The organism is Polaribacter haliotis (genome assembly GCF_014784055.1).
Classification (GTDB): domain Bacteria; phylum Bacteroidota; class Bacteroidia; order Flavobacteriales; family Flavobacteriaceae; genus Polaribacter; species Polaribacter haliotis.
The window spans coordinates 2,014,619-2,036,921 of the sequence record NZ_CP061813.1 but is presented as its reverse complement, the minus strand read 5'-3'; the positions used below and the strand labels follow the sequence as shown (position 1 = coordinate 2,036,921).

At 30.9% G+C, this 22,303-nt stretch carries 17 protein-coding genes; 11 read left to right on the top strand and 6 right to left on the bottom strand.

The annotated features are described in order from the left end of the window. Positions 1-167 precede the first annotated feature (167 nt). From H9I45_RS08690 to H9I45_RS08675, 4 genes are all read left to right on the top strand, one after another. Positions 168-647 carry a GNAT family N-acetyltransferase gene (locus H9I45_RS08690; protein WP_088354962.1) on the top strand — a complete coding sequence of 160 codons (480 nt, stop codon included), beginning with the start codon at positions 168-170 and terminating at the stop codon, positions 645-647. 2 nt (positions 648-649) lie between these two features. Then, positions 650-1,903, top strand: a complete 1,254-nt coding sequence (locus H9I45_RS08685) for an aspartate kinase (protein ID WP_088354963.1) — start codon at positions 650-652, stop codon at positions 1,901-1,903. A gap of 54 nt (positions 1,904-1,957) precedes the next feature. After that, positions 1,958-3,772: a GNAT family N-acyltransferase gene (locus tag H9I45_RS08680; RefSeq protein WP_088354964.1), complete on the top strand. Its 1,815-nt coding sequence runs from the start codon at positions 1,958-1,960 to the stop codon at positions 3,770-3,772. 376 nt (positions 3,773-4,148) lie between these two features. Next, on the top strand, positions 4,149-8,819 hold the full coding sequence (locus tag H9I45_RS08675; RefSeq protein WP_088354965.1) for a beta strand repeat-containing protein: 4,671 nt from the start codon (positions 4,149-4,151) through the stop codon (positions 8,817-8,819). A 113-nt stretch (positions 8,820-8,932) separates the two neighbouring features. On the opposite strand, the gene H9I45_RS08670 is transcribed toward H9I45_RS08675, so the two are convergent. Next, complete coding sequence (locus H9I45_RS08670; protein WP_088354966.1) at positions 8,933-9,631, bottom strand: hypothetical protein; 699 nt, start codon at positions 9,629-9,631, stop codon at positions 8,933-8,935. A gap of 114 nt (positions 9,632-9,745) precedes the next feature. Here H9I45_RS08670 and H9I45_RS08665 point away from each other — a divergent pair, with 114 nt between their 5' ends. The 5 genes from H9I45_RS08665 to dnaG all read left to right on the top strand — a co-directional run bounded on the left by H9I45_RS08665 (position 9,746) and on the right by dnaG (position 15,965). After that, entirely contained in the window at positions 9,746-10,102 is a 357-nt protein-coding gene (locus tag H9I45_RS08665; protein ID WP_088354967.1) for a phage holin family protein, read from the top strand. 96 nt (positions 10,103-10,198) lie between these two features. Next, positions 10,199-11,521 carry a trigger factor gene (tig, locus tag H9I45_RS08660; protein ID WP_088354968.1) on the top strand — a complete coding sequence of 441 codons (1,323 nt, stop codon included), beginning with the start codon at positions 10,199-10,201 and terminating at the stop codon, positions 11,519-11,521. A 176-nt stretch (positions 11,522-11,697) separates the two neighbouring features. Next, complete coding sequence (gene clpP / locus H9I45_RS08655) at positions 11,698-12,360, top strand: ATP-dependent Clp endopeptidase proteolytic subunit ClpP (protein ID WP_088354969.1); 663 nt, start codon at positions 11,698-11,700, stop codon at positions 12,358-12,360. A gap of 95 nt (positions 12,361-12,455) precedes the next feature. Further along, a complete protein-coding gene (gene clpX / locus H9I45_RS08650) occupies positions 12,456-13,694 on the top strand; it encodes an ATP-dependent Clp protease ATP-binding subunit ClpX (RefSeq protein WP_088354970.1) in 1,239 nt (412 codons plus the stop codon). Between the two features lie 246 nt (positions 13,695-13,940). Beyond that, the gene (gene dnaG, locus H9I45_RS08645; protein ID WP_088354971.1) at positions 13,941-15,965 is read left to right on the top strand and encodes a DNA primase; all 2,025 of its coding nucleotides are present in this window, start codon (positions 13,941-13,943) and stop codon (positions 15,963-15,965) included. Positions 15,966-16,266: 301 nt separating this feature from the next. On the opposite strand, the gene nadE is transcribed toward dnaG, so the two are convergent. Continuing rightward, positions 16,267-17,055, bottom strand: a complete 789-nt coding sequence (gene nadE, locus H9I45_RS08640; RefSeq protein WP_088354972.1) for an NAD(+) synthase — start codon at positions 17,053-17,055, stop codon at positions 16,267-16,269. 59 nt (positions 17,056-17,114) lie between these two features. Here nadE and gldB point away from each other — a divergent pair, with 59 nt between their 5' ends. Then, on the top strand, positions 17,115-18,074 hold the full coding sequence (gldB, locus tag H9I45_RS08635; protein WP_088354973.1) for a gliding motility lipoprotein GldB: 960 nt from the start codon (positions 17,115-17,117) through the stop codon (positions 18,072-18,074). Next, a complete protein-coding gene (gldC, locus tag H9I45_RS08630; RefSeq protein ID WP_088354974.1) occupies positions 18,074-18,412 on the top strand; it encodes a gliding motility protein GldC in 339 nt (112 codons plus the stop codon). Before gldB ends, gldC begins: the two co-directional genes overlap by 1 nt. A 141-nt stretch (positions 18,413-18,553) precedes the next feature. On the opposite strand, the gene H9I45_RS08625 is transcribed toward gldC, so the two are convergent. The 4 genes from H9I45_RS08625 to H9I45_RS08610 form a co-directional block, all read right to left on the bottom strand. Continuing rightward, positions 18,554-20,032 carry an OmpA family protein gene (locus H9I45_RS08625; protein ID WP_088354975.1) on the bottom strand — a complete coding sequence of 493 codons (1,479 nt, stop codon included), beginning with the start codon at positions 20,030-20,032 and terminating at the stop codon, positions 18,554-18,556. A gap of 72 nt (positions 20,033-20,104) precedes the next feature. Beyond that, positions 20,105-21,229, bottom strand: coding sequence for a 2-amino-4-hydroxy-6-hydroxymethyldihydropteridine diphosphokinase (gene folK / locus H9I45_RS08620; protein WP_088354976.1), 1,125 nt, complete (start codon positions 21,227-21,229; stop codon positions 20,105-20,107). Between the two features lie 173 nt (positions 21,230-21,402). Further along, a complete protein-coding gene (locus H9I45_RS08615; RefSeq protein WP_088354977.1) occupies positions 21,403-21,693 on the bottom strand; it encodes a hypothetical protein in 291 nt (96 codons plus the stop codon). Positions 21,694-21,697: 4 nt separating this feature from the next. Beyond that, positions 21,698-22,207 (bottom strand): RNA polymerase sigma factor, encoded by a 510-nt coding sequence (locus H9I45_RS08610; protein ID WP_088354978.1) that lies wholly within the window; start codon positions 22,205-22,207, stop codon positions 21,698-21,700. Positions 22,208-22,303: the final 96 nt, after the last annotated feature.

The following is a 22,303-nucleotide window of genomic DNA, read 5'->3' as shown; positions in this document are numbered from 1 at the left end:
TACACCGATTTCGTAACTATTTTTTTTGTAAAAATTACCCTAATTAATTATGAATTAGATAATTCTGTTTTCAGAAAAATTTAAACAAAATAAGATTAACTGTATAAAATATTCAAATATTTTAGAGCGGAAACAAAAAAACTATCTTTGACCAAAATTTACAACAAATGAGTTTTATCATAAGAAAAGGTGAAGAAAAAGATGTACAATCTGTATTTGATTTAATTACAGAATTGGCAGTTTTCGAGAAAGAACCAGAAGCAGTAGAAATTACTGTAGAAGATTTATTGAAAGATGGTTTTTCGGATAAACCTAGATTCAATTTATTTGTTGCAGAAGAAGATTCTAAAATTATTGGAATTGCACTTTTTTATGAGCGTTATTCAACTTGGAAAGGAAAAACGATTCATTTAGAAGATTTAATTGTTACCAAAAACAAGCAGAAAATTGGTGCAGGAAAAGCATTGTATTCTGCAGTTTTAAAATATGCTCATGACAATGGTTTTAACAGAGTTGCATGGGAAGTTATCGATTGGAACACCAACGCAATTGATTTTTATAAAAGTACAGGAGCAACCTATTTAAACGATTGGTCTGTAGTACAAATGAACAAAGAAAATTTATCAACATATATTCAAAATAATTAAAAATGAAGATTTTTAAATTTGGAGGAGCATCTGTAAAAGATGCGGCAAGCGTAAAAAATGTAACAAACATTTTACAAAGTGAAGGAACAGAAAGTACAGTAGTTGTAATTTCTGCAATGGGAAAAATTACCAATGCATTTGAGGAAGTTATTGATGCGTATTATAATAAGACTGATAAATTATCAGAAAAATTAGGCGTTATAGAAGATTTTCATAAAAGTTTAATGAGTGATTTGTTTGATGCGAATGATGAAATTTACAAAGAAATTGATATTCTTTTAGGCGAGTTAAGCTGGTTTTTGGCAAGAAATACATCACAAAGATATAACTATGTTTATGACCAAATTATATGTTTTGGAGAACTATTATCAACCAAAATAGTAAGTGCTTATTTAACTAAAATAGGTGTAGAGAATAATTGGTTCGATGTAAGAAATTATGTTAAAACGGATAGTAATTATAGAGATGCAAAGGTAAATTGGGAATTAACGCAAGACATTATCAATGCAAAATTAGATGCATCTAAATTAAATATTACTCAAGGTTTTATTGCTGCAAATGATACAGAAAATACCACAACATTAGGTAGAGAAGGTTCAGATTATACAGCAGGAATTTTTGCATATTGTTTAAATGCAGAAAATGTTACGATTTGGAAAGATGTTCCAGGAGTTTTAAATGCAGATCCAAGAGTTTTTGAAGACACCACTTTATTAAGACAAATTTCTTATGAAGAAGCAATTGAAATGGCATTTTATGGTGCTTCTGTAATTCACCCAAAAACATTACAACCATTAGAAAGAAAAGAAATTCCTTTATTGGTTCGTTCTTTTATAAACCCAAAAGAACCAGGAACAAGAATTTCTAAAGGATCGGATTTAGAACCATTAATTCCTTGTTTTATTGTAAAAAAAGACCAGATTTTGGTATCCATTTCTGCATTAGATTTTTCTTTTATGGTGGAAAACAACATCAGTTATATTTTTCAAAAATTACATGAATATCAATTAAAAGTAAATTTAATTCAGAATTCTGCGATTAGTTTTTCTGTTTGTATTGATAATAAATTCAAAAATTTCGATGCTTTTTACACCGATTTAAAAAAGGAGTTTAAAATTGAAGTTCAAAAAGGAGTAGATATGTTTACAGTTCGTCATTTCGACGACAAAGCCATTGAAAGTATAGAAGAAAAAGGAACATCTTTATTAACACAAGTAAATAAAGAAACAATTCAGATAGTTTTGGCAACAAATTAGCATTTGGCATATTTCTTTTTTTTGTAAGTTTGCAGTTACGTCTAATTATTATTCATGGCATTAGTTACATCTAAAGAAATTTCACAAGTAATTGGTTTAGAGAAACTTGGGTTTCTTGGTACTTTTGTTGGTTGGATTCTTTTACGAATTCTTCGAATTTCTTCTATCAATAAAATCTACGAAAACAATAAAAATAAATCGGACTTAAATTTCTTAAACGGTGTTTTAGACGATTGTAATATTAAGTTCGAAATTCCAGAGGAAGATTTAAAAAGAATTCCAAAAGAAGGAGCTTTTATAACGATTTCTAATCATCCATTAGGAGGAATAGATGGAGTTTTATTATTAAAATTGTTAATCGAAAAAAGAACAGATTTTAAAATAATTGCTAACTTTTTATTGCATAGAGTAGAGCCTTTAAAACCTTATGTAATGCCAGTAAATCCTTTTGAAACAAGAAAGGATGCAAAATCGAGTGTTGCAGGAATTAAAAGTGCATTATCACACTTAAAAGAAGGAAAACCATTGGGAATTTTCCCTGCAGGAGAAGTTTCAACATATAAAGACGGAAAATTAAAAGTAGATAAACCTTGGGAAGAAGGTGCAGTCCGTTTGATTAAAAAAGCAAATGTTCCTGTAATTCCTATTTATTTTCACGCTAAAAATAGCCGTTTATTTTATTTCTTATCTAAAATTTCTGATACTTTAAGAACAGCAAAATTACCTTCGGAAGTTATTTCGCAAGGTGGAAGAGTTATAAAAGTAAGAATAGGGAAACCAATTTCTGTTGCAGACCAAAATGAGTTTAAAGAGATTCCTGCTTTTTATGAATTCATTAGGAAGAAAACCTATATGTTGGCAAATCCCTTTGAGAAAGCACACAAATTAATCTCTACACAGAACATAAAAATTCCGAAGAAACCAGCCAAAAAAATTACCTCACAAAGAAACACAAGCTTATTTGTTAAAGAAATAAATGCTTTAAGAGAAAAAGAGGTTCGTTTATTAGAAAGTAAAAATTATGAAGTCTTTTTTGCAAGCGCAAAAGACATTCCTAATTTATTACACGAAATTGGTCGATTACGTGAAATTACGTTTAGAGAAGTTGGAGAAGGAACTAATAAAGAGATCGATTTAGATAAGTTCGATAAATATTATCACCATTTATTATTGTGGGACAGAGAAGCAAATTGTTTAGCTGGAGCATACAGAATGGGACTTGGAAAAGAGATTTATAAAAAGTACGGAATTAACGGTTTTTATATTCAAACGTTGTTTAGAATTGAGCCTGAATTGCACCAAATGATGTCCAATACCATAGAAATGGGACGTGCTTTTATCATTGGTGAATATCAGCAAAAACCAATGCCATTATTCTTGTTATGGAAAGGAATTGTACACGTGACTTTACGTTATCCTGAATATAAATATTTAATGGGTGGTGTTTCTATAAGTAATCAGTTTTCAGATTTTTCTAAATCTTTAATGATTGAGTTTATGAAATCTCACTATTACGATCCATACATTGCACAATACATTTATCCGAAGAAAGAATACAAAGTAAAATTAAAAGACGGAGATAAAGATTTTGTTTTTGACGCTACAAAAGCAGACATGCAAAAGTTCGATAAAATTATTGATGAAATTGAACCAGGAGCTTTAAGAATTCCGGTTTTAATTAAGAAATATGTCAAGCAAAATGCACGTTTGGTTGCTTTTAATGTAGATCCAAAATTTAACAATGCTGTAGATGGATTAATGTATATTAAAGTGGCAGACATTCCAGATAGTACTGTAAAACCTGTGATGGAAGAATTTCAAGCAGAGTTGGAAAGAAAAGCTACAGAATTGCAGAATAATAAAGCATAAAAATTTTTAGATTGTAGAAACTGATTCTAATTATTTTACTTTGTAAGTATTCTTTATAATTTAAATTACTTTTTCGAAAATTTTATTTTTAACCTTCATTAAATTATCATAACAGAATATTGCTAACATTCCTGTTTTGTATTCTTGATATAATTCTAAATTTATTTATTAATTATGTAGTTATTTACTCTTTTTTTAGTTAAAGTTATAAAATTTAGCAGTTTTGATTGTTAATAATTAATATTTTTTTCATTAAAATAAAACCGAGTCGACTTTTTTTTCGTAGGTATTACATAGTCTCAATAAAAAGTATTCTTATCACCTTTCCATTTAGGCTATATATTTTTAATTAACTATTAACTAAATCGAACTTAACATGAAAAAAATTACTTCAATAATTGTTATTCTAATAGCAATAATTACCACAACAACTTCATTTGGGCAGCTAGTTACGAGCTCTCTTGATGATGGAACAGACGGAACATTAAGAAAAGAAATTGCAGACACTCCTGCTGGAGGAACAATTACTTTCTCATCAGGACTTACACCAATTACTTTAACTATGGGAGAATTAGTTATTGATAAAGACCTTATAATAACTGGAACTGACACGGTTACAAATACAATTGACGGAAATTCAAATAGTCGTATATTTAATATAACTGCAGGAGAAGTTACTTTAAATAATCTTACATTATCAAATGGTACTGCAGATGATGGTGGAGCTATAAATATTACAAATGCTACAGTTTTTATTAATTCTTCTGTTTTAACAAATAATATTGCTAACGGAACACCTGGTTCAGGTGGAGCTATTTTCAATGGTATTGGTGGTGTAATAACTGTAAGTAATTCAGATATTACTTCAAACACAGCAACAAGAGCTGGTGGAGGAATTGAAGATCAGTCTGGAGCTGGTTTGGGTGTTATACTTATTAATGTAAACTTAAATTCTAATACAGCAGGTTCTACACCAGGTAATGGTGGTGGATTTCATATCACTGGTCCTGGAGATGCTAATATAACAGGAGGAACAGTTAATGGAAATGTTGCTACAAGAGAAGGTGGTGGGTTATGGAATGGTTCAGGAATAATGACAGTAAGTAATACGACTATAAATGGAAATGATGCTCAAGGAGGTGCAGCGGACGATGGAGGAGGAGGAATTTTCAATAATGGAGGAACATTAAACGTTCAAAATGGAACAACAATTACAAATAATACTGCAACAGGAGCATCTGGTTCTGGTGGTGGTATTATGTCCACAGTTGGTACTGTTACAATTGATGGATCGACTATTACGACTAATACTTCAAATAGAGCTGGTGGAGGAATTGAGATTATTGAAGGAACTTTAAATGTTACTGGAACAATTTTAAATTCTAACTCTACAGGTTCAGCTCCTGGAAATGGTGGTGGACTCCATATTACAGGTGCTGCAAATTCTAATATAACAGGAGGAACTGCTAATATGAATACTGCTGCACGTGAAGGTGGAGCATTATGGAATGGTTCTGGAACAATGACAGTTAGCGGAACAATTATTGATGGGAATACAGCAAGTGGAGCCGCGGCAGATGATGGTGGTGGTGGAATCTTTAATAATGGGGGTACTCTTATTGTACAAAACACAACAACTATAAGTAACAATACAGCGAATGGTACTTCAGGTTCTGGTGGAGGAATTCAAAATATTTTAGGAGGAACAGTAACAATTACTGATTCAAATATTACAGGAAATACAGCAAATCGTGCTGGAGGTGGAATTGAAGACAATTCAACAGTAACAACAGGAAATTTAACATTAACAAATGTAACTTTAAATAATAATACTACTGGATCATCACCTGGAAATGGTGGAGGTTTACATATAACTGGACCAGGAAACGTAGCTATTACTGGAGGAACTACTAATATGAACACTGCTGCAAACGAAGGTGGTGGGTTATGGAATGGTTCTGGAACAATGACAATTGTTAATCATACAATTAATGGAAATACAGCATCAGGAAACGACGCAACAGCTCCTGGAGCAGCTGGGGGTGGAGGGATTTATAATGAAGGAGGAACATTAAATTTATCAGGAACTACTTCAATTACAAATAATATTGCTAATGGTGCACAATCTACAGGTGGTGGAATTTTAAATGCAGCTGGAACATTAAGCGCAAATGGAATTACAATTATGGATAATACATCAAATAGAGCAGGTGGAGGAATCGAAACTAATGGTGTAGGTGTAGTAACACTTGCTGACGTAATCTTAAATTCTAATGATACAGGTGTTGTCACAGGAGCAGGAGCGCCTGGAAATGGTGGTGGTTTGCATGTAAGTGGAAATAGTTCTGTAAATATTACTGGAGGTACAGCAAATATGAATACAGCTGCCAATGAAGGAGGAGGATTATGGAATGGTTCTGGAATAATGACAATTGTAGATTATACAATAGATGGAAACACTGCATCTGGAAATGATGTAGATGTAGCAGGAGCATCTGGAGGTGGAGGGATCTATAATGAAGGTGGTACTTTAGATTTATCTGGAAATAGTTCAATTAAAAATAATATTGCTAATGGTGCACAATCTACAGGTGGTGGAATTTTAAATGCTGCTGGGATATTAACAGCAAATGGAATTACCATAATGGACAATACATCGAACAGAGCTGGTGGAGGAATTGAAACAAACAATGGAGGAACAATAACACTTACTAATGTAAATTTAAATTCTAATGATACGGGTGTTATTACAGGAGCAGGAGCGCCAGGAAATGGTGGAGGTTTGCATGTAAGTGGAAATAGTGTTGTTAACATTACTGGAGGAACTGTTAATTCTAATACTGCAGCATCTGAAGGTGGAGGTTTGTGGAACGGAACTGGCACTTTAACAGTAAATGGAACAATAATTGACGCTAACATAGCAAATGGGTCAGGATCAGATAATGGTGGTGGTGGAATTTATGCTCTTAATGGGGGAACCGTAAACCTTATAAATGGAACAACAGTTTCAAATAATATTGCAAATGGAACAGCAGGTTCTGGTGGTGGAATTTTAGTCGATGCAGATGCTAATTTTAGTGCAACAGACTCTTTTATTTCAAGTAATAGAGCGAATAGAGCTGGTGGTGGAATAGAAATTGTTGCTGGAACAGGAACATCTTCATTATTAAACACAGAATTAAATAATAACAATGCTGGTGTTTTACCTGCAGTTGCGTCTCCAGGAAATGGTGGTGGTTTGCACATTTCTGGTATGCAAGATTTTTCAATAACTGGAGGAACAGTAAACATGAACAAAGCAGCTTCTGAAGGTGGTGGATTATGGAATGGAACAGGAATTATGATAGTGGATGCTACTACTTTCAATGGAAATGATGCCCAAGGTGCTTCAGCCGATAATGGAGGTGGAGCATTGTTTAACAATGGAGGAACACTTATTGTACAAAATGGGGCAGAAATCACAAATAATACAGCAACTGGAGCTTCTGGTTCTGGTGGAGGTATTCAAAATGTAGATGGAGGTTCTGTTAAAGTTTCAGATTCTGAAATCACTTCAAACACTGCAAATAGAGCAGGTGGTGGTATTGAAGATAATTCTACAAATGGAGTAGGAACAATTACTTTAATTAATGTTGGTTTAAATACAAATACTGTTGGAACTGCTCCAGGAAATGGTGGGGGACTTCATATAACTGGTCCAGGTAATTCAACAATTACAAATGGAACAGTTAATGGTAATTCTGCTGGCCAAGAAGGTGGTGGATTATGGAATGGTTCTGGTATAATGACTATTGATGGAGTAACTATAAATGCAAATATTGCATTAGGTAATACCGCGAATGATGGTGGAGCTGGAGTTTTCAATAATGGAGGAACATTAAATATTATTAATAAAACGATGGTTTCTAATAACATGTCTACTGGAACATCTGCTTCAGGTGGTGGTTTATTAAGTACTGCAGGCAGTGTTACTGTAACAAATTCTACTTTCGATTCTAATTCTGCAAACAGAGCTGGTGGAGCAATTGAGTTAATAGATGGAACATTAACATTTACAAATTCTATAATGTCTAATAATGATGTTGATGGAACTTCAGGAACAGCTGCTCCAGGAAATGGTGGTGGATTTCATGTTTCAGGAATTAGTGGAACTATAACTTTTGATACAAGCACAATTTCTGGAAACAAAGCTGCAAATGAAGGTGGTGGTTTGTGGAATCAAAATGGTACTACAATGAACGTTATTGCATCAACAATTAATAATAATACTGCAGATGAAGGTGGAGGAATCTATAATAATACAGGTTCTATTACAACTGTTAATAGAAGTACAGTTTCTGGTAATACAGGAACAACTTCTGGTGGTGGTTTAACAAACAATGGTGCAAGTTTAGATTTAAATGCTGTAACTATTGCATTTAATATTTCTGCAACTGGTGGTGGAATTGATGCTGTTAATAATGTTTCATTAACAAATACAATTGTTGCAAGTAATACTGCAACTTCTGGTAGTGACGTTTCAGGAATATTAACCTCTAATGATTTTAATTTAGTAGGAATAGATGATTTAAATGTATTTACTCCATCTTCTAACGATATTGAAGGAATGAATGCAGATTTAGGCGCTTTACAAGATAATGGTGGTACAACTTTAACACATGCTTTAGGTGATTTTTCAGCTGCTTTTGATACTGGTAATTCTGCAGATATTTTTGTAGATCAAATTGGTCAATCTGTATTTGGTGCTTCAAGAGATATTGGTGCATACGAGTCTCAAGTAACTTTAAGTAACGAAGGTTTTAATTTAGCATCTTCATTAAGTATATATCCAAATCCTACCAAAGGAAATTTTAATATTACTATTTCAAATGATATTTCTGGCGAAATAAATATGTCAATTTTTTCTGTTAAAGGTAATAGAGTTCGAAACGAAAAATTACGTACGGGTTTTAATAATATTAATACTAATGGTATGGCTTCAGGAGTATATATTCTAAATATTAAAACAAAAAATAGTAATGTATCTCAGAAATTAATTTTGAGATAAGTACAAATTAATAGTATTTACTTTGAAAGAGCTGCCTATAGGTGGCTCTTTCTCATTTTAAAGTCCAAGAAGCTTTTTGAAATAAAATTAAAAAAGAGATATGGAATCTGCCTTTAGCAAATTAACAACAATCTGCTTTGTCCATTTTTCTCTTTTGGAGCGCGATGTAAACAAGGTAAAACGTTACTTTTAGGATGGTCAACTGCTAATTTCCATAAGTTACCAATTCCTAAACTTATTGGGTTTGCATTCGGTTTTGGAGCATAATGTAAATCAAAGAAATATTCACTTAAAAAAGATTCAAAACCAGTATCATTTCCATCATATAATTTTTTGAGTTCTTCACGAATTTCTGGAATCAAAATTTTTTGTGTGGCTTGTTCATTAGCAATTATATCACTTGGTTCACCATAATAAGTGCATAAAAAAGTATCAACGGGAATTGGAGAACGATCTACATGAAAAGAATAAACATCCGTTGGTAAAAAAGGAAAATCTGTATCCCTTTCGTAGTTTTTAATGATGTTTAGAATTGGCTTCGCTCCATGAGATTTTAAAACATTTAAATCATTTAAAAGAATTTTACGTGCAAGATTTCCTTTTTCGCTTAATTTGAGTTCTTGAAGTTCATCTTCATTTAATAATTTAATATTTTCTTTAAAAGCGACTTTATTAACAATTTCACCAAAATCGCCTATTAAGTCACGTTTCCAGCAAATTGCATTTATTTTATTTTGAAATGATGTGGTTAAAAGGTCATGAAAATTTTCAACACAATTAATTTGATTTTCAGGATGAGATGAATTGGACATATTCAGCAATATATTTTTCACGAAATTAGTAATATTTAAGCAAAACTGCACTTTTGTCAGTTTTTAAATTTGGTACACTTTTCGCTATTTAACAGAAGAATTAAATCAATTAAAATGAAAACATTTTTAAAAATATTATTAACTGCAGTTGCAGTTATTGTTTTAGCTAATATTTTACCGGGAATTTCTGTTGCAGGTTATGTGTCAGCAATTATTGTAGCAGTAGTAATTTCGTTATTAAACATGATTGTAAGACCCTTATTAATATTCTTTACGTTACCAGCTACCATTGTTACGTTTGGCCTATTTATTTTTGTAATAAATGCAATTATAATTTTATTGGCAGATAAATTAGTAGACGGTTTTGCAGTTTCAGGATTCTGGGCAGCCTTATTCTTTAGTATTTTATTGTCCATATTTAGATCTGCTTTATTTTCGCTTTTAAAAGATGATAGAAAACAGTTGAATTAATAAAATAAACACTGAAATAGAACCACTTAAACATTTGTGCAATCAATTAAAAAGCTTAATTTTGCACTCGATTTTTTCAAGATAAAAGACAAATAAATGAATATTACAAGAGAGAATAAAGATGCGTTAAACGCAGTTGTAAAGATTGATATTGTTGCAGACGATTATCAAGCAAAAGTAGACCAATTATTAACAGATTACCGTAAAAAGGCAGACGTTCCTGGTTTTAGAAAAGGGCACGTGCCAATGGGAATGATTAAAAAACAGTATGGTAAATCTATAATGATAGATGAGGTAAACAAGCTTTTACAAGAGTCTTTAAATAAATTTATTACAGAAGAAAAAATAGACATTTTAGGAAATCCGTTACCAAGAGTTCAAGACGATTTCAATTGGGATGCAGATAAATTTTCTTTTGAATTCGAATTAGGTTTAGTGCCAGAATTCGATGTAGATTTAAAATCTAAAAAGAAAGTTACTAAATATAAAATCATTGCTACTAAAGAATTATTAGAAGAAGAAGTTAAAAATATCCAAACTCGTTATGGAAAAATGTCTCCTTTAGAAGAAGTTACTAAAGAAGCAAACGTAACAGGTACTTTCGTAAACGAAGAAAAGGAAATCAATAAAAAAGGAACTTTTTTAGTAAGTGATTTAGAAGGTAAGAAAAACGAAAAGAAAGTTGTTGGTGCTAAAGTTGGCGATGTAATTGAGTTAGAAACGAAGAAATTATTCAAAGACGACCATAAATTACAACATATTTTAGGTGTTGCTCATGAAGAAATTCACGATTTAGACATCAAAGTAACTTTAACTGTTGAAGATATTACAAAAACTGAACTTGCAGATTTAGATCAAGAATTGTTCGATAAATTATTTCCTGATGGAAGTGTAAAAACAGCATCAGAATTAAAGGACAAGATTAAAGAAGATGCAGAAAAGCAATTTGCACAGCAAGGAGATCAACAATTATTAAATGCAGTTACAGAGCATTTAGTAGAAAATACAAAGTTCGATTTACCTGCAGAATTCTTGCAAAAATGGTTAGCAACTGCTGGTGAAAAACCATTATCTCCAGAAGAAGCAAAAGCTGAATTTGAAAAATCTGAAAAAGGTTTACGTTATCAATTAATCGAAGGAAAAGTGATGAAAGATAACGACATCAAATTAGATTATGCAGAATTGGTAGACTATGCAAAAGGATTTATCCGCACGCAAATGGCACAATTTGGGAATATGAATCCAGAAGAAAAAGAATTGGACGATATTGCTGGTAGAATTTTACAAAACCAAGAAGAAGCTCAAAAATTACAATCTCAATTAATTAGCCAGAAATTATTGGCTTTTTACAAAGAGAACATGAGCTTTAAATCGAAAGAACTTTCTTACGAAGATTTCGTAAAAGAAGTTTATAAATAAATATTTTTAATTCTAAAATGTCACTTCGAACGCAGTCGAGAAGTCTCTTTAGAATCTGAATATAAAAATTAGAAACCTGAATTGTAAAATTCAGGTTTTTTTACCGACAAACTCTAACAAAATATTAAGAGAATAGTTCTTATATTTACAAATCAAACATTAAAAGAATCACGAAAATGGATTACGGAAAAGAGTTCGAAAAATACGCAACAAAACATCATGGAATTAGTAGTACTAATTATACAAAAATAACAAGTAGTTTAACGCCATATATTATGGAAGAACGTCAAATGAACATCACACAAATGGATGTTTTTTCACGTTTAATGATGGATAGAATTATTTTTTTAGGAACAGGAATTAACGACCAAGTTGCTAATATTATTCAAGCACAATTATTGTTTTTAGAAAGTGTAGATGCTAATAAAGACATTTCAATATATATCAATTCTCCAGGAGGAGGCGTGTATGCAGGTTTAGGAATTTATGACACAATGCAGTTCATAAAACCAGATGTAGCCACAATTTGTACAGGAATGGCAGCTTCTATGGGAGCCGTTTTAATGTGTGCAGGAGAAAAAGGAAAACGTTCTGCGTTGCCACATTCAAGAATAATGATTCACCAACCTTTAGGAGGTGCTCAAGGACAAGCTTCAGATATTGAGATTACTGCAAGAGAAATCTTAAAGTTAAAAGACGAATTGTATGCAATTATTGCAAACCATTCAGGACAAACAATAGAGAAAGTTCATAACGATTCCGATAGAGATTACTGGCTAAAAGCAAGTGAAGCTAAAGAATATGGAATGATTGATGAAATTTTAGCAAGAAAGAAGTAAACCTTTACTGTCATTGCGAACAGAGTGAAGCAATCTGCCTATTTAAGGAAAGATAACTTCGTAAATTTGTTATGACGTTTATTAAAAAGGACCAAATGTCAAAAGAAGAAAATTTAGAATGTTCGTTTTGCGGACGAAAAAAAGCAGAAACCGACTTGCTAATTGCAGGAATGGATGCTCATATTTGCGATAAATGTATAGAACAAGCACATGGAATTGTAGAAGAAGAAATTTCTGAAGCAAAAACTGATGGTTTGTCGAAAGATCTAACGCTAAAAAAACCTTTACAAATCAAGGAATTTTTAGACCAATATATCATTGGGCAAGATGAAACAAAACGTTCTATGGCAGTTGCTGTATATAATCATTATAAAAGATTATTGCAGACAAAAGATGATGAAGATGATGTAGAAATCGAAAAGTCGAATATTGTTTTAGTGGGAGAAACAGGTACAGGAAAAACATTGGTTGCAAAAACAATTGCCAAAATGTTAAACGTTCCTTTTTCAATTGTAGATGCGACTGTTTTAACGCAAGCAGGTTATGTTGGGGAAGATGTAGAAAGCATTTTAAGTCGTCTTTTACAAGCAGCAGATTACGATGTAGAAAAAGCCCAAAGAGGAATTGTTTTTATAGATGAAATAGATAAAATCGCCAGAAAAGGAGACAATCCGTCAATTACAAGAGACGTTTCTGGAGAAGGTGTACAGCAAGCTTTACTTAAATTATTAGAAGGAACTGTTGTAAATGTGGCACCAAAAGGCGGAAGAAAACATCCTGAACAAAAATTTGTAGAAGTAGATACCAAAGAGATTTTATTTATTGCAGGAGGTGCATTTTCAGGAATCGAAAGAATCATCAGCAAGCGTTTAAATATGCAGGCTGTAGGTTTTAGCGCTTCTTTAGATGACGATAAAGTTGATGAGGAAAACTTGTTACAATATATCATTCCATCAGACTTAAAAGCGTTTGGTTTAATTCCAGAAATTATTGGACGTTTACCAGTTTTAAGTTATATGAATCCTTTGGATGCGACTACGTTAAGAGCGATTTTAACAGAGCCTAAAAATTCGATTATCAAGCAATATTCGAAGCTGTTTACAATGGACGATGTTGCTTTTACTATTGAAGAAGATGCTTTGAATTACATCGTAGAAAAAGCCGTAGAATATAAATTGGGCGCAAGAGGTTTACGTTCTTTATGTGAAGCGATTTTTACAGATGCAATGTTCGAGTTACCAAGTTCAGATGATAAGGAATTCAACGTAACCAAAGAATACGCAGAAGCAAAATTAACGAATACAACATTAAAAAAGTTAAGAGCAGCTTCTTAATTTTTTTTGGGCGTTTTAACAGGCTTTCGCACTCGCTTTTTTTGTGAAAAACAAAAAAGAGCTCAAACAATTGCTCAATCCTTAACGCGTATTGCAAACTAAAAAAGGAAGTTCGTAAAAACAACTTTTAAAAGTAATACAAGCCTCAAAGGTTTTAAAAACCTTTGAGGTTTTTCATTTTAGAAATTTCAAAAAATGAAACTTCTAATTCTTATATTTGTCATCACTTTTCCAAACAAACAATAAATGATTTCAAGAAGTACTATAGACCGAGTTTTCGAATCTGCGAGAGTAGAAGAGGTAATTGGCGAATTTGTACAATTGAAAAAAGCAGGAAGTAACTTTAAAGGTTTAAGTCCGTTTGTAGATGAGAAATCACCTTCATTTATGGTTTCACCTGTAAAACAAATCTGGAAAGATTTCTCTACAGGAAAAGGAGGAAACGCAGTTTCATTTTTAATGGAACACGAACATTATACGTATCCAGAAGCGTTAAGATGGTTGGCAAAAAAGTACAATATAGAAATAGAAGAAACCGAGCAAACATCTGAAGAAAAAGCACAGATGAATGAGCGAGAAAGTATGTTTTTGGTCTCTAAATTTGCCAAAGATTATTTTCATGAAACCATGCTAAATTCCAACAAAGGAAAAGCAATCGGACTTTCATATTTTAAAGAACGTGGTTTCACAAACGAAACCATAGAAAAGTTCGAATTAGGCTATTGTTTAGACGAATGGGATGGTTTTACAAACGCAGCTTTGGCAAAAGGTTACGATTTAAAATATTTAGCTTCTACAGGTTTAACCATCGTAAAAGAAAACAAACAATTCGATCGTTTTAAAGGACGAGTAATGTTTCCAATACATTCTATGTCTGGACGTATTTTAGGTTTTGGAGGACGAATTTTAACGGCGGATAAAAAAGCAGCAAAATATTTAAATTCACCAGAAAGCGATATTTACCATAAAAGTAAAATCTTATACGGATTATATCAAGCCAAAAAAGAAATCGCAAAACAAGACAATTGTTATTTGGTGGAAGGGTATACAGATGTAATTTCATTTAATCAATCTGGTGTAGAAAATGTGGTTGCTTCTTCAGGAACAGCACTAACATCCGACCAAATTCGTTTGGTAAACAGATTAACAAAAAATATTACAGTTCTTTTCGATGGAGATGCTGCAGGAGTTAGAGCTTCCATTCGTGGAATCGATTTAATTCTAGAACAAGGAATGAATGTAAAAGTCGTTCAGTTTCCAGATGGAGAAGATCCAGATAGTTTTGCAAAAGCACATTCAACAGCCGAATTAAAAGCATATTTAGAAGAGTCTGCACAAGATTTTATCAACTTTAAAGTTTCTCTTTTATTACAAGATTCTAACAACGATCCTGTTAAAAAGGCAGGTGTAATTAGAGATATTGTAAGTAGTATTTCTAAAATTCCAGATGGTATTCAGCGAGAAGTGTATGTGCAAGAATGTGCTCGAATTATGGATATTTCTGAACGAGTTTTGTTCAGTGAATTAGCACAATTACTTAAAAAAGATATTCAAGATAAAAGTAAGGCAGCAAAAAAGCAGAGTTATTCTCCACAACAAGATCCTAATGAGCCACCTCCAGAATATTTTTTAGAGCAAGAACAAGCTCAAATGGGGGTTGTAAAAGGAAAGGTTTCATCAGAAAAAATAGATCAATTGTCTATTTTGGAAAAAGAAATTATTCGAATTTTACTTTTATATGGAAATGAAGAAACAGAATTTACAGAAGAAGTAGAAACAGAAGATGAAGAAGGGAAAATTACTGTAACTAATAGGAAATATAATAATAATGTTTCTGCTGAAATTTATGTTCATCTTCAAGAAGATGAAACAGAATTTACAAATGTTATTTTTCAAGAGATTTATATCGAAATTATTCATCAACTAAATCAATTAGAAAAAGTAGAGATAGATTCTTTAGTAAATCATAAAAATCCAGAAATTGCAAGTACAGTTACTTCCATTTTAATGGACGAAGAAAAATATAGATTAAGTAACTGGGAAAGCAAACATATTGAGGTTAAAAAGGAAATTGAAAAATTACCTAAATTAGTAATAGATGCAGTTTTTAATTTAAGAAGAGTTTTAATCGGAAGAAAAATTGAAGAGTTGGTAAAAAATGCTACTCAAAATACTACTCAACAATCATCTACCACAATAGATTTAGAAATTATAAAAAACTATACAGGCTTAAAAATCAGGCTTTTTGAAAAGCTAAATAGAGTCGTTTAATGTTATGATATTGTAAAAACAGGTATTTTCCCCTATTGGACTTTTGTCATAATTAATAGATTTTATGTATATTGCATCCGCTAAAGAGAAAAACCCAAACTATTATGAAAAGAATTTTACAATTATTAAAAATCGTTCAATTATTTATTTTCTTACCTTTTGAAATTTCTAAAGGCTCAAAAAAAAGAGCATATATGAGAATAAAAAAAATGATGATCGCTGCGAATCTATTGTAGTACTCTTAAAACTTAATTAAAATGCCTTCAATCTTATTGAAGGCATTTTTGTCTAATTGTAAATTTTATTTTAAATTTTCAGGAATATCGCAAACAGGAATTGGAACCATTTTATGTTGGTTAACTCTATTGAGTCTTTCGTAAATTTTATAAACTTCTTTTTGTCTTCCATTAAAATCTTTTTCTGTTTTACCAGCATCTTGCATTTTCATTGCCCATTCTAATTCGTCATAAGAAGCTCCTATCTGATCTTCATCTGTTCTGCTATCTCCAAACAAACCATCTGTAGGTTGTGCTTTTTGGATGGAATTAGGTACTTCTAGGTAAGCTGCCAAATCATAAACTTCAGATTTCATTAAATCTGCAATCGGACTTAAATCTACACCTCCATCTCCATATTTTGTGTAAAAACCTACTCCAAAATCTTCTACTTTATTTCCTGTACCTGCTACTAAATAACTATGTAAGCCTGCAAAATAATATAAAGTAGTCATTCTTAACCTTGCTCTTGTATTTGCTAAAGATAAATCTACTTTTGGTGAAGAATCTACAGTTGGAACCACATTTTTGAAATCTTCGAAAGTAGAAGTTAAATCGACTCTTACTTCAGAAACATTTGGAAATTTATCTTTTAATTGTTTAATATGTTCTTCTGCTCTAGTAACCTGACTTTGTGCTTGATGAATTGGCATTTCCACACATAACGTTGGAAAACCAGTTTTTGCACATAGAGTAGATGTTAATGCAGAATCAATTCCACCAGAAACTCCAACAACAAAACCTTTTACTTTTGCATTTGTGGCATAATCTTTTAGCCATTTAATAATATAATCTGCTACTTTTTCGGTCTTCATTAATAAACTATTTTAGTATTTTTAACGTTCTATAATTCTATCAGCAATATACAAAGTTTATGAGGTTATTTCAATTGGTTTTTGTGGTTTTATTAGGTTTTGTTTCTTGTAAAAAAGATGGAATAAATAAAGTAGACGTTTCTAATGTTGATGTTCAGTTTTCTCTAGAGAGATTTGATGTTGAATTTTATAATTCAAAACAAGAAAATTTACCAAAGTTGAAAGATAAATATCCTTATTTCTTCCCAAAACAGATAACAGATAGTGTTTCTTTATCAAAAATAAATAACAAAGACGAACAGGAATTATTTACAGAAACCCAAAAAATCTACGAAGATATTTCTTCATTAAAAGAAGGGTTAACATCACTTTTTAAACATGTAAAATATTACAATCCGAAATTTATTGCGCCGAAAGTAATATCGATGTTAACAAATATAGATTATGATAATAGAGTTATATATGCAGATAGTTTACTAATAATTTCTCTGGATGTTTATTTGGGGAAAAATCATAAATTTTATGCGGATTATCCTAAATATATTAAGGAAAATAATACAAAAGAACATATTATCGTAGATGTCGCAAATACAATTATCGCAAAACAAATGATGCCTTCTAGAGACAGAAGTTTTATTGGAAAAATGATTCAGGAAGGAAAAAAAATGTATTTATTAGACATGTATTTGCCATTAATTACAGATAAAGAAAAAATTGGTTTTGAGGAAGATAAATTTAATTGGATAATTGAAAATGAAGAGCAAATTTGGTCGTATTTTATTCAAAAAAAAATATTATTTAGTACAGATACAGAGTTAAATAAGCGTTTTTTAGAAATTGCTCCATTTTCTAAATTTTATATGGAGCACGATAATTTATCTCCTGGAAGAGTTGGAGTATGGGTTGGTTGGCAAATTGTACGTTCTTATATGAAACATAATAATGTATCTTTGCAGGAATTATTAAATAAAAACGCAACAGAATTATTTAAAGAATCTAATTACAAACCTAGAAAATAATGTCAGTAAAACATAATTCAGAAATAAACTTTAAAATTGGTTTAGACGAAAATAAAGTGCCAGAAGAAATGTCTTGGAGTGCAAAAGATGGTGGAATTGATAATGAAGCATCAAAAGCAATTATGATTTCTGTTTGGGATCATAAAAAGAAAGATACATTACGAATGGATTTGTGGACGAAAGATATGCCAGTAGATGAAATGAAACAGTTTTATCATCAAACATTAGTATCTATGGCAGAAAACTTCGAACGTGCCACAGATGATGCTAAAATGGGTGCAACAATGAGAGATTTCAGTGATTACTTTGCAGAAAAATTAGATTTAAAGAAAGGATAATTTTTAAATATACTTTATTACTACAAAAAGCAGTAACTATTATGTTACTGCTTTTTTGTTTTATCGAAAATTCTGTATCAAGAAAAGAGCGATTACTTTTTAAAGTAATCGCTCTTTTGTATTTTAAACTTTTAAAACTTGCTAGTCAATTGAACTTGCAGCTTTAATTTCAACTCTTCTGTTCAATTGTCTACCTCCTTCATTCTCATTTGAGAATTTAGGTCTAGATTCACCAAAACCTTTGGCAGATAATCTCTCATTAGCAATACCTTGTTGTATCATGTATTTTCTAACAGCATTCGCTCTTTTTTGAGATAAATATAAGTTATATCTATCACTATTTCTATCATCTGTATGTCCTTCAATAACAAACTTAACGTCTGGCACTTCTTTCATAAGAGAAATAATTTTACCAATAGTATTGTAGGAAATTGATTTTATCTTATCGCTATTTGTATCGAAATAAATACTTGCGGCTAATAATGCAATCTGTTGGTTAATATTAGAAGAGCTTGCTTTTTCTTGTTCTGGACAACCTCTGTTTTCTACAGTTCCAACTGTATTTGGACATAAATCTTTACCATCCATAACACCATCTCCATCTGTATCTACATTTAAAGGACAACCTTCATTAGATTCTGGACCATATTCTAAAGGACACTTGTCTTTGTAATCTGGTAACCCATCTTTATCTGAATCTACAGCTTTACCATTTCCATAAACCATAACTCCAGCAGGTGTATTAGGTTCAATATCTAATTCGTCCATTACACCATCTTTGTCTGTATCGATAATTTTAAATTTACCTCTACTATCTCCACCTTCATCACCCCAAATAGTAAAAATTTTCTTCTTTCCTAATTTTACAGCAACACCTATACTTGAAACAAAAAAGGTTTCCCAATCTTGTTTGTTAGAAATAGCAGCATCTAAATGATCTTCGTAATTAAAGTACATTCCTGTTCTAAACTCTAAATCTACACGTTTATTAATTCTTCTCTTAATACCCAATTGTGCAGATAAATAAATAGAACTTGCTTGATTTACACTGTTTCTAGCAGGGTTTTTACCATAATCGACTAAAAGTTCATCTGGTCCATTAGCTTCTCTTTCGTAGAGTGCAGAATTGTATTGGTGATAACCAACACCAAAATAACCAGCAACATTCCATCTACTTGCAGTTGTTTGGTATAGGTTGGTAAAACTAAAAATTAAATTTAATTCAGCACCATATGCGTTTCCTTCAAAATACATGTTGTCTTGTAAAACAACATTATCTTTCGTATATAAAACTTTGTATTGGTCTGTTGTAGAAAAATATTGGGCTCCACCAGACATTTGAGTGTAAAATGCTTTTACTTCTAATCCTAAAAGTGGATTAAACATTTTGTCTACATAAGCGAAGGCTCCAAAATTAAAATAGTTTGTATCGTCTCCAGTTCCAATAGAACGTAAATCTCCATGCATTATGAAGTTACTAAGTCCACCACCAACAGCCCAACTATTACTGTTATTTAAATCGATTCTATTTCCGTAAGTAATTTCGTCTGTAGTAAATTGACTAAATATTGCTGTTGTTGCAAAACAACTTAAAATAGCAACTAAAAAAATTCTCCTCATTGGGTTTATTTATTTTGTTAATTCAACAAATTTTTGGGGGAGTAATTATCCCGCAAAAATATAATTTTTTTTTTAATTATACTTTATTTTATCAATTATAAAATTGTAGTCTTTTTTATTATTTACAAAATCGACTTCAGATACATCTATAATTAATAAATTTAAATCTTTTTGAGTGTTAATAAAGCTTACATAGCCATCATGAATTTTTGTTAGATATGATTTTTCGATATTTTGCTCATAAGATCTACCTCTTTTTTTAATATTTTCTAATAAACGATCTGTATTTTGATATAAATAAATGTACAAATCGGGTTTTGTAATTTCTTTATAAATTAAATGAAACATTTTTTTGTACAAAAAAAGTTCGTCTTTAGAAAGAGTTACTTGCGCGAAAATTAAAGATTTAAAAATATAATAATCTGATATAATAAAGTTCTTAAATAAGTCGAATTGCGCTAAATCGTCGCTTAATTGCTGATATCTGTCGGCTAAAAAACTCATCTCTAGAGGGAATGCGTATCGTTCTTTATCTTCGTAAAATTTTGGTAAGAAAGGATTGTCTGCAAAACGTTCTAAAACTAATTTTCCATTAAATTCATTTGCCATCATTTTTGCTAAAGATGTTTTTCCAGCACCTATATTTCCTTCAATAGCGATGTAATTATATTTTTCAGATAATGGAATTGGTCGAATAAGTTTTTCTTCAATTTTTTCTATTTCTGAAGCATCATCTATATTTTGTAAACAAACTGTAATTTGTTTTTTTTCAATTGGGTGAATTGTATTAGGAGCAATTTCAGCTAAAGGAACCATTACAAATTTACGGTTCAACATTTTAGAATGTGGAATAATTAATTCTTTTGACAAAATAATTTCATCATCAAATAATAAAATATCAATGTCTATATTTCTATTTTGATATTCTCCGGAATTGTTTCTTTGCCTTCCTAAATCTTTTTCAATTTGTAAAAGTGAAGTAATTAAGTTCCCTGGATTTTGATTTGTAGAAACCTGAATACAAATGTTATAAAAATCATCACCATCAAAACCCCAAGCTGGTGTCTTGTAAATAGAAGATATTTTTTGAACAGCACCAATTTTACCTGCAATTAAATTAATTGCATTTTGAAGATTTTCAAACTTATTTCCTTGGTTTGTTCCTAAAGATAAATATGTATTATGTTGAATTTTCATAAAGAGTTTACAAAGAAAATAAAAGCATTTTATAAAAACCCTATAAACGAAAAAAATCGCTAAAATTAATTAGCGATTTTTAAAATCTATTAAAATGTTACTATTTTTATCTAATTGGTTTTTAGATGATTTGAACTATTTTATTTGTTATATAAGCATGTTGCCAGTAGTTTTTATCTCTTAAATCTATTAATTACTTTCTTTATAAATTCCGAAATAATATTGATGTCTTTTTTTATCGAATCTTTTTCAAATTGGCTGACGTTATTTCTTTTCGTTTTAGCCCAGTTTAATTTCAAAGTAGCTATGTCTGAATTAATCGAATCTTTCTCGAATTGACTTACTTTACTTTTAAATTCATTTATGAGCTGTGATACTTGAATATTAATCTTTTCGGATTGAGGCTGTTCATTCCAAGTATCTTTTATGTCTTTCCAAATATTTTTCTGTTCACTATTCCACATAATATTATATTTTATTTGTTATACAATCCAATAGGATTTTTTTAATTCTTTTCATTTTTACTGCAATATGATTTTCTGTTAATCCAGTTATTTCTGCAATCTCTTTATACTTCAATTCTTCTAAATAAAGGATAATGATTGATTTATTTTCATTGTTTAGTTTTGAGATACAAGAAGTCAAAGCATTAAACTTTTCGTGTTGATTATTCTCAATATGAGTTTCTAAAGGAATGAATTGAATAGATTCTAATTGTAGTGTCTCGTTATAAGTTTTCTCTGATTTTTGTTTTGAGCGAAGACAGACATTTAGTGTAATTCTGTAAATCCAAGTGTCAACACTCGAATTGCCTTTAAAAGTTGGAAGAGATTTCCAAATTGCAAAGATTACTTCTTGGAAAAGGTCTTGAGGTTCTAAAGGTGAAATTGCGTAGATATTACAAATTCTATAAATTTTCTCTTTATTATTTTCAAGTAGCTGTTCAAATGTTTCTGTCATTGGTTTTTTATCTTTCATTATTACTCTCTACTTATTTAGTGACAAGAGTTTTCGAAATATGACAGAATTTTCAAATTATTTACGGATTTTCTTAAATGTCTTGTCCTGAAATAT

What these genes read in the sequence shown, in the direction of transcription:
- tig (WP_088354968.1), top strand. Translation starts at nt 10,199, where the DNA reads ATGAATATTACAAGAGAGAATAAAGATGCGTTAAACGCAGTTGTAAAG.
- H9I45_RS08680 (WP_088354964.1), top strand. Translation starts at nt 1,958, where the DNA reads ATGGCATTAGTTACATCTAAAGAAATTTCACAAGTAATTGGTTTAGAG.
- H9I45_RS08615 (WP_088354977.1), bottom strand. Translation starts at nt 21,693, where the DNA reads ATGTGGAATAGTGAACAGAAAAATATTTGGAAAGACATAAAAGATACT.
- H9I45_RS08670 (WP_088354966.1), bottom strand. Translation starts at nt 9,631, where the DNA reads ATGTCCAATTCATCTCATCCTGAAAATCAAATTAATTGTGTTGAAAAT.
- H9I45_RS08675 (WP_088354965.1), top strand. Translation starts at nt 4,149, where the DNA reads ATGAAAAAAATTACTTCAATAATTGTTATTCTAATAGCAATAATTACC.
- clpP (WP_088354969.1), top strand. Translation starts at nt 11,698, where the DNA reads ATGGATTACGGAAAAGAGTTCGAAAAATACGCAACAAAACATCATGGA.
- H9I45_RS08610 (WP_088354978.1), bottom strand. Translation starts at nt 22,207, where the DNA reads ATGAAAGATAAAAAACCAATGACAGAAACATTTGAACAGCTACTTGAA.
- H9I45_RS08685 (WP_088354963.1), top strand. Translation starts at nt 650, where the DNA reads ATGAAGATTTTTAAATTTGGAGGAGCATCTGTAAAAGATGCGGCAAGC.
- nadE (WP_088354972.1), bottom strand. Translation starts at nt 17,055, where the DNA reads ATGAAGACCGAAAAAGTAGCAGATTATATTATTAAATGGCTAAAAGAT.
- gldB (WP_088354973.1), top strand. Translation starts at nt 17,115, where the DNA reads ATGAGGTTATTTCAATTGGTTTTTGTGGTTTTATTAGGTTTTGTTTCT.
- H9I45_RS08690 (WP_088354962.1), top strand. Translation starts at nt 168, where the DNA reads ATGAGTTTTATCATAAGAAAAGGTGAAGAAAAAGATGTACAATCTGTA.
- H9I45_RS08665 (WP_088354967.1), top strand. Translation starts at nt 9,746, where the DNA reads ATGAAAACATTTTTAAAAATATTATTAACTGCAGTTGCAGTTATTGTT.
- gldC (WP_088354974.1), top strand. Translation starts at nt 18,074, where the DNA reads ATGTCAGTAAAACATAATTCAGAAATAAACTTTAAAATTGGTTTAGAC.
- H9I45_RS08625 (WP_088354975.1), bottom strand. Translation starts at nt 20,032, where the DNA reads ATGAGGAGAATTTTTTTAGTTGCTATTTTAAGTTGTTTTGCAACAACA.
- folK (WP_088354976.1), bottom strand. Translation starts at nt 21,229, where the DNA reads ATGAAAATTCAACATAATACATATTTATCTTTAGGAACAAACCAAGGA.
- dnaG (WP_088354971.1), top strand. Translation starts at nt 13,941, where the DNA reads ATGATTTCAAGAAGTACTATAGACCGAGTTTTCGAATCTGCGAGAGTA.
- clpX (WP_088354970.1), top strand. Translation starts at nt 12,456, where the DNA reads ATGTCAAAAGAAGAAAATTTAGAATGTTCGTTTTGCGGACGAAAAAAA.